The 7,435-nt window shown below is 67.3% G+C and carries 10 protein-coding genes; 1 reads left to right on the forward strand and 9 read right to left on the reverse strand.

Going from position 1 to position 7,435, the window contains the following annotated elements; all coding sequences use genetic code 11:
• From Q0U08_RS15305 to Q0U08_RS15330, 6 genes are all read right to left on the reverse strand, one after another.
• Positions 1-693, reverse strand: a 693-nt coding sequence (locus Q0U08_RS15305) for an MBL fold metallo-hydrolase (RefSeq protein ID WP_298092377.1), incomplete at its 3' end; no start/stop codon positions are given.
• A gap of 59 nt (positions 694-752) precedes the next feature.
• On the reverse strand, positions 753-2,351 hold the full coding sequence (locus Q0U08_RS15310; protein WP_298092366.1) for a M56 family metallopeptidase: 1,599 nt from the start codon (positions 2,349-2,351) through the stop codon (positions 753-755).
• On the reverse strand, positions 2,348-2,716 hold the full coding sequence (locus Q0U08_RS15315) for a BlaI/MecI/CopY family transcriptional regulator (protein ID WP_112382351.1): 369 nt from the start codon (positions 2,714-2,716) through the stop codon (positions 2,348-2,350). Before Q0U08_RS15315 ends, Q0U08_RS15310 begins: the two co-directional genes overlap by 4 nt.
• Positions 2,717-3,008: 292 nt before the next feature.
• Positions 3,009-3,335 carry a Grx4 family monothiol glutaredoxin gene (grxD, locus tag Q0U08_RS15320; protein ID WP_298092367.1) on the reverse strand — a complete coding sequence of 109 codons (327 nt, stop codon included), beginning with the start codon at positions 3,333-3,335 and terminating at the stop codon, positions 3,009-3,011.
• 5 nt (positions 3,336-3,340) lie between these two features.
• Positions 3,341-3,577, reverse strand: a complete 237-nt coding sequence (locus Q0U08_RS15325; protein WP_298092368.1) for a BolA family transcriptional regulator — start codon at positions 3,575-3,577, stop codon at positions 3,341-3,343.
• Between the two features lie 3 nt (positions 3,578-3,580).
• On the reverse strand, positions 3,581-3,904 hold the full coding sequence (locus Q0U08_RS15330) for a DUF1476 domain-containing protein (RefSeq protein ID WP_298092370.1): 324 nt from the start codon (positions 3,902-3,904) through the stop codon (positions 3,581-3,583).
• 179 nt (positions 3,905-4,083) lie between these two features.
• Between Q0U08_RS15330 and Q0U08_RS15335 the strand changes: the two genes are divergently transcribed.
• Entirely contained in the window at positions 4,084-4,215 is a 132-nt protein-coding gene (locus Q0U08_RS15335; protein ID WP_298092372.1) for a hypothetical protein, read from the forward strand.
• A gap of 17 nt (positions 4,216-4,232) precedes the next feature.
• Here Q0U08_RS15335 and Q0U08_RS15340 read toward each other — a convergent pair whose 3' ends face one another.
• From Q0U08_RS15340 to leuC, 3 genes are all read right to left on the reverse strand, one after another.
• Positions 4,233-5,231 carry an NADPH:quinone oxidoreductase family protein gene (locus Q0U08_RS15340; protein WP_298092373.1) on the reverse strand — a complete coding sequence of 333 codons (999 nt, stop codon included), beginning with the start codon at positions 5,229-5,231 and terminating at the stop codon, positions 4,233-4,235.
• Positions 5,194-5,823: a 3-isopropylmalate dehydratase small subunit gene (gene leuD, locus Q0U08_RS15345; RefSeq protein WP_298092375.1), complete on the reverse strand. Its 630-nt coding sequence runs from the start codon at positions 5,821-5,823 to the stop codon at positions 5,194-5,196. Before leuD ends, Q0U08_RS15340 begins: the two co-directional genes overlap by 38 nt.
• A gap of 110 nt (positions 5,824-5,933) precedes the next feature.
• On the reverse strand, positions 5,934-7,370 hold the full coding sequence (gene leuC / locus Q0U08_RS15350) for a 3-isopropylmalate dehydratase large subunit (protein ID WP_298092376.1): 1,437 nt from the start codon (positions 7,368-7,370) through the stop codon (positions 5,934-5,936).
• Positions 7,371-7,435: the final 65 nt, after the last annotated feature.

Raw genomic sequence — 7,435 nt, forward strand, 5'->3', positions numbered from 1 at the left:
CAGCAACCGCAATATTTGTCCCTCGCGCGCGCGGCGATGGCCCAGCATGCCGCGTACCAGTCGACGAGGATTGTCCACCGCCTCGCCGTGACCGGGATAATAGATCCGGTCTGCGCGCTCCATCAGCTTTTCCAGGCTCGCCATATAGGCCGTCATGTCGCCGTCCGGCGGCGAGACGATGGTGGTCGACCATCCCATGACGTGATCGCCGGAAAACAGCGCGCCCGTCTCGATCAACGCGAAGGCGAGATGGTTGGAGGTATGCCCCGGCGTCGCCACCGCCTCCAGCGTCCAGCCGGTGCCGGCGATCCGCTCTCCCTCAACCAGAACCCGGTCGGGCGCATAGTCGGGATCGAAGGCTGCGTCCGACCGCGCGCCTGCATCGCGCGGCCCGAACGGCGCGGCGCCGACGATCGGGGCACCGGTGATCGCCGCCAAGGGCCGGCTCGCCGGGCTGTGGTCGCGGTGGTGATGGGTGATGACGATCGCGGTCACCGGCCGCCCGCCGATCGCCGCCGCCAAGGCGGCGAGATGCTCAGGGTCTTCCGGTCCCGGATCGACCACCGCCAGATCCTCGGTGCCGACCAGATGGACCTGCGTGCCGGTATGGGTGAAGGCGGACGGATTGGGCGCCAATATGCGGGTGACCAGCGGCTCGAGCTGGATCGGAATGCCGGTCGGATGCTCTGCCATGCCCGGCGATGTGGCAAGCGGAGGCGCCGGACGCAAGCCCGGCACCTCTTGGACGACGATCACTCTTGGTCGGACGCCATCTCGCTACGCATCTCGACCATCGCCTCGTCCAGCCCCGCCAGCGCTTCGCGCCGCTGTTCCGCGCTCAGGTCGCGCTGGGCACGGATGCTGGCGCGTGCGGTGTCGAGGCTGGCCAGCGCGCTTGCCAGTGCCTGGGCACGGATCGCCTTGCTCTTGACGGCAACCCGCGCCCCCTCTGCGGCAGCCGCCTCGATGCGGTTGGTGCAGATCACCATGGTGCGCTTGCCGCCCTTGGATGACTGGATCACCATCTGGCGGCGCGATCCGCTCACGCTTGGTCCGCAGTTACGCTCGACCACCTGGGGAATGTTCGGCATCGGCGGCATTGCAGGCATCGGCGGCATCGGGGGGTTCGCCAGATGGGCCAAGGCCGGCATGGTCGGCACGGCCGGCACGGCTGGCGTGACGGCAATGGCCGGCGGCGCAGGCGGGATCGGGGCCGGATGCTTTGCCAGATAGTCTTCGGCCGCCTTGCCCTCATATTCGGTGCGCTTGCCGTCCTTGACGATCACGACATGCGTCCGGCCCTTCGTGACGGCGGGAACCGGCGGCGGGGTCGGCACCGTTGCCGGCGCGGCGATTGCGGGCGCCTGGGGCGCGGCGGTCAGCGTCACACCAGTCGCCGCCTCGATCCGGCGGGTGACGGCGGCGGCGGCCTGCGTTCCCGATGCGGTGACAAACAGGCCGGTGGCGACCACGCCCATCACGGCGGCGGCCCCCGTCATCAACCGCGTGCGCGACAGGCGGGTGTTGGACAGCATCTTCAACCTTCCTTTCAGATCGCTGATCGTGTGCAGGTGGCACGCCGCCGAGATGGCGCCGCCATGTGCGGCCTTGACGATGGCACAGGCATAGATGTGGCGGTCCGCACGGCTGCGACCGGCCAGCACCAGCGCGTCGTTCGCCAGTTCCTGGTCGCAGCGAAAGGCACGAAATGCCCGCCATGCCAGCGGGTTGAACCAGTGCATCGCCAGCACACCCAGCGCCACCCAGTTCGCCGCCAGATCGCCGCGCTGATGATGACCAAGCTCGTGCGCCAGCGCCAGCTCGCGCTCATCGGCGTCATAACGCTCCGCAAAATCACGGGGAAATGCCACGAAGCGCCGGCCGACCCCGAACGCCAGCGGCCCGGAGGCGCCAGCGCTTTCGATCACGCGGATCCCGTCCACCTCATCGAGCATCCGCGCATCGCCAAGCAGGCGCCGGCAGAAGCGGCGATGCCGCATCAGATGCAACAGGAAGAACGCCGCGGCGCCCAGCGCCCAGCCGCCCCACAGGATTGGCGCCCAGGCCAGCGCCGCCGCCTCAGGCGCGTTGACCGCTGCCGCCACCGGCGCGACTTCGCTCACCGGCAGCACCAGCACGCTCACCGCCTCGCTCGCGCGGCTGATCGGCATGGCGACATGACTGCGCCACTCGGCCGGCAATGGCGGCAGCATCAGTCGCAGCGCGGGCAGCGCCCATAGCGCATAGGCAATCTGCGGCCCGAATACGCGGCGCACCGGCGCGCGCACCATCAACACGATCGCCATCAGCAGCGCGGAGGCGATCAGGGCTTCGACGATCCAGGCGATCATGACTTCAGCTCCTTCAACAGGGCTTCGATCTCGGCGATGTCATCCGCGCTCAGCGCGTCGCGCTCGGCCAGATGCGCGACAAGCGGCGTCAGCCGGCCACCGAACAGCCGGTCGATCAGCCGCCGCGACTCGCCTTCGACATAATCGCCCCGCGCCACCGCTGGCCGATACAGATAGCGGCGACCATCCTCCTCATGGACGATCGCCTTCTTGGCGAGCAGCCGGCCGAGCAGCGTCTTGACGGTGTTGGCGCTCCAGCCGCGGTCGGGATCGACCCGCTCCGCCACGTCCTGCGCGGTCAGCGGTGCGTCATCCCACAACACCTCCATCACCGCATGTTCGGCATCGCTGATGCGTTCGGCCACGACTCGCTCCTCCATCGACTACGCATGTAATCACATCGATTACGCATGTAGTCAACACTGGCCGAACGGCGCAGCCCCGATGCTCCTGCTCGTCACTCTACCGAAGGATGCGGCACTCCTTGCCGCGGTTTCGCCAGGCGTCCAGCGCCTTGCGATCGTCCCGCACCGCACGCAGCGCCGTCAGCAGTGCCTCGCGCGCGCCGGTCGTCATCCCCTGTGGCCCGGGGTGGATTGTCAGCCATCCTTTACCCCAAAATGAAAGGGCGGGCACCATCGGCACCCGCCCCGTTCATCATCCGTTGGCCGCGTCAGAGCCGAACAACTGCGCCAACTCGCCGCTCTCGTACATCTCCATCATGATGTCCGATCCGCCGACGAACTCGCCGTTGACGTAAAGCTGCGGAATGGTCGGCCAGTCCGAATAGGTCTTGATGCCCTGCCGGATGCCCTGATCCTGCAACACGTCGACGCTTTCGAACTCGACGTTCAGATGGTTCAGGATCGCGATCGCACGGCTGGAAAAGCCGCACTGCGGAAAGAGCGGGCTGCCCTTCATGAACAGCACCACGGGGTTCTGCTTGACCAGCGCGTCGATGCGGGCCTGCGTGTCGTCGGTCATGTCGATCATCCTTGGGGAAGTGCAGTGGTAAGTTGAAGGGCGTGGAGTTCGCCGCCCATGCGATCGCCCAGCGCAGCATAGACCGCACGGGTACGCTGGACGCGGTTCATTCCCGCAAAGCTGGCAGCGGTCACCCGCGCCGCATAATGATCGCCGTCACCGGCCAGATCGGTGATCTCCACCTCGGCATCGGGAATGCCAGCGCAAATCAGCGCGGCGATATCGTCTGCGGCCATTGGCATGGTTCAGCGGCTTTCCATCAATTGGCGACGGGCTTCCACCGCCTGTTCTTCCAGCGCGCGGCGTACGGTAGGTTCGTCGGCCTCCACGCCCGCCGCGGTCAGGTCGCCGACCAGCTTTCGGATCACGTCCTCGTCGCCGGCTTCCTCGAAATCGGCCTGCACGACCGCCTTGGCATAGGCGTCGGTTTCCGCAGGGGTCAGTTGCATCTGCGCCGCCGCCCATTGCGCGACCAGGCGGTTGCGGCGGGCGGTGATGCGGAACAGCATCTCCTGGTCCCGCGCGAACTTCGCCTCCTCGGCGCGCTCACGGTCGTCGAACATGGTCATGCAGCGGTCCCCTTTCACTCTGACCGGCGAGATAGGGGGCACGGGCGCCCGACGCAACGCCTGCCCTGTGCACCCCTCACACGCGGGCACGGCGGATGCGACAAAAGGGTGGAACCAAGCCCAGTCTCACTGGTATGATAAATAGAGGATGTCCACAACGACACCGAAGGAGAGAGACGATGACCCGACATTTCGGCCCCGCTCCCGCGCTCAGCCCCTCGCCGCCGGTCATGGTCGGCTTTGCCTTCGGGGCACTGATCTCGCTGGCACTCTGGGCTGCAATCGTGGCGCTGGTACTCGCCGTCGCCTGAAGCCTCATGCGGTCGCGTCAGGCCAGTTCGACGACCAGCTTTCCCGTCGCGCCACGTGCCGCCAACCGTGCAATGGCCTGCCCGCCATTCTCCAGCGCAAACCGCTCGGTCACCCGCGGTGCGATCTTGCCTTCCGCCCACAGCGCCATCAACGTCGCCACGTGTGACCGGTTCGCTTCCGGATCGCGTGCTGCGAATGCGCCCCAGAATACGCCGCATACGTCGCAGCTTTTCAGCAGCGTCAGGTTCAGCGGCAGCCGCGGAATGCCCGCCGGGAAGCCCACCACCAGATACCGCCCTTCCCAAGCAATCGCGCGCAACGCGGGCTCCGCATAATCGCCGCCCACCGGGTCCAGGATCACGTCTGCCCCGTCTGCACCCGTTACTGCCTTGAACGCATCGGCCAGGGCTCGCGACTGATCCTTGTCGAACGGCGCCCGGCCATAAACCAGCGTTTCATCCGCTCCCGCCGACCGCGCGACATCGGCTTTCGCCTGCGAAGAGACCGCGGCCACCACCCGCGCGCCCAGCGCCTTGCCCAGTTCGATTGCCGCGAGCCCGACGCCGCCGGCCGCGCCCAGCACCAGCAAGGTCTGTCCTGCGCGCAGCCGGCCGCGATCGATCAGCGCGTGGATGACGGTGGCATAGGTCAGCAGCAATGCCGCCCCCTCGGCGAAGTCGCGGTCCTCGGCCAAGGCGAACAGGCGCGACGCATCCACCACGACCCGCTCCGCCAGTCCACCGAACCCGGTCACCGCCAGCACCCGGTCGCCGACCATCCAGCCCTCGACACCCTCGCCGACTGTTTCGATCACGCCGGAAATCTCGCCGCCCGGTGCAAAGGGGCGTGGCGGCTTGATCTGGTATTTGTCCTCGATGATCAGGACATCGGGGTAGTTGATCGCGCAAGCGTGGACGCGCACCACCACTTGGCCCCGCCCCGCCACGGGGTCGGGCAGCTCGGTCAGTTCCAGCGTGTCAGGTCCGCCGATGCTCCGCGACAGCAACGCCCGCATATCCACTCCTTCCGGTGATCCAGGGGCGACGATCGTCCATCGCCCCTTCGAACCGGCCAATGGCTTCGTCCTGTGCCAGCGTCAGCCCGATCTCGTCCAGTCCTTCGATCAGGCACCGGCGACGGAACGCGTCCAGCTCGAACGCGAAGCGATCCTGAAACGGCGTGGTCACCGTCATCGACTCCAGATCGACGGTGATCGGCTGCTCCCGCGCCACCTCGACCAACCGGTCGATCGCCGCCTGCGGCAACACCACCGGCACGATCCCGTTCTTGAACGCATTGCCCGAAAATATGTCCGAAAAGGACGGCGCGATCACCGCCCTTATGCCCATGTCGGCCAGCGCCCAGGCGGCATGCTCGCGGCTCGATCCGCATCCGAAATTGTCGCCGGCGATCAGGATCGGTGCACCGGCATAGCGCGGATCGTCGAAGATGTTGCCCGGCTGCGCGCGCACCGTCTCGAACGCGCCGCGGCCCAGGCCCGCGCGGGTGATCGTCTTCAACCAATGCGCCGGGATGATGACGTCGGTGTCGATGTTCTTGGCACCCCAGGGATAGGCGATGCCCGATACGGCGGTAACCGGTTCCATGCCTCAGCGCTTCGCGGCGACGCTCGCGGAGGGGCGCGCAACGCCCGCGGTATAGGCGGCCACGCCGCTGGCGACGGCACCGGCGACCAGCAGAACAAGAACGCGCTTCATCAGATTTCTCCCATCAACTCACGAACATCGGACAAACGCCCGGTCACCGCGGCGGCGGCGGCCATGGCGGGCGATACCAGATGCGTGCGCGCTCCGGGACCCTGCCGGCCGACGAAATTTCGGTTGGAGGTGGAGGCGCAGCGCTCACCCGGCGGCACCTTGTCCGGGTTCATCGCCAGGCACATCGAACATCCCGGCTCGCGCCATTCGAAGCCCGCCTGCACGAAGATACGATCGAGCCCCTCGGCCTCCGCCTGCCGCTTGACCAGCCCAGACCCCGGCACCACCAGCGCCCGTACCCCGTCTGCCACATGCCGCCCGTTCGCCACCGAGGCGGCGGCGCGCAGATCCTCGATCCGGCTGTTCGTGCAACTGCCGATGAAGACATGCTGCACGCCGATGTCCTGCATCGCCGTGCCCGGCGCCAGACCCATATATTCCAGAGACTTGCGCGCCGCCGCCTGCTTGGACGGATCGGCAAAGCTGTCGGGATCGGGCACGGTACCGGTGATCGGCACCACATCCTCCGGGCTCGTCCCCCAGGTGAGCGCCGGCGCGATATCGGTCGCATCCAGCACCACACTGCGATCGTAGCGTGCGCCGACATCGCCCGGCAGCGTCCGCCACCAATCGACGGCACGGTCCCACTCGGCACCCTTGGGCGCCATCGGCCGACCCTTGAGATAGGCGAAGGTCGTCTCGTCCGGCGCGATCAGGCCGGCCCGCGCGCCCCCCTCGATCGACATGTTGGCGACCGTCAACCGCCCCTCGACGGACAGGCTGCGGATCACGCTGCCGGTAAATTCGATGACATGGCCGGTGCCGCCCGCCGCACCGATCCGCCCGATGATCGCCAGGATCACGTCCTTGGCCGACACGCCGAAGCCCAGCGTGCCATCGACGCGCACTTCCATCGTCCTGGACGGCGACAGGAGCAGCGTCTGCGTGGCAAGCACATGCTCCACCTCCGACGTACCGATCCCGAACGCCAGCGCCCCCAGGGCGCCATGCGCGGAGGTATGGCTGTCCCCGCACACCAAAGTCGTCCCCGGCAGGGTGAAGCCCAGTTCGGGTCCGACGACATGGACGATGCCCTGCTCGGCCGCCGTCGCATCGATATAGTCGATGCCGAACTCCGCCGTATTCCGGCGCAGCGCATCCAGTTGCTGCGCGCTTTCCGGATCCGCGATCGGCAACAGGCGCCCGGCGGCATCGGTGCGCGGCGTCGTCGGCAGGTTGTGATCAGGCACCGCCAGCGTCAGCTCAGGCCGACGCACACGACGCCCGGCGGCCCGCAATCCCTCGAACGCCTGCGGACTGGTCACCTCGTGAACAAGGTGGCGGTCGATATACAGCAGGCAGGTGCCATCGTCGCGACGCTCCACGACGTGCGACGACCAGATCTTCTCGTACAGAGTCTGCGGATAGGTGGCCATGATGGCCGCCCGTTAACGCAAATCAGCCGCCAAACCAAGGGGCGGCGCAAGTATGTTGCCGAAAC

It is taken from the genome of uncultured Sphingomonas sp. (assembly GCF_946477935.1).
GTDB lineage: Bacteria > Pseudomonadota > Alphaproteobacteria > Sphingomonadales > Sphingomonadaceae > Sphingomonas.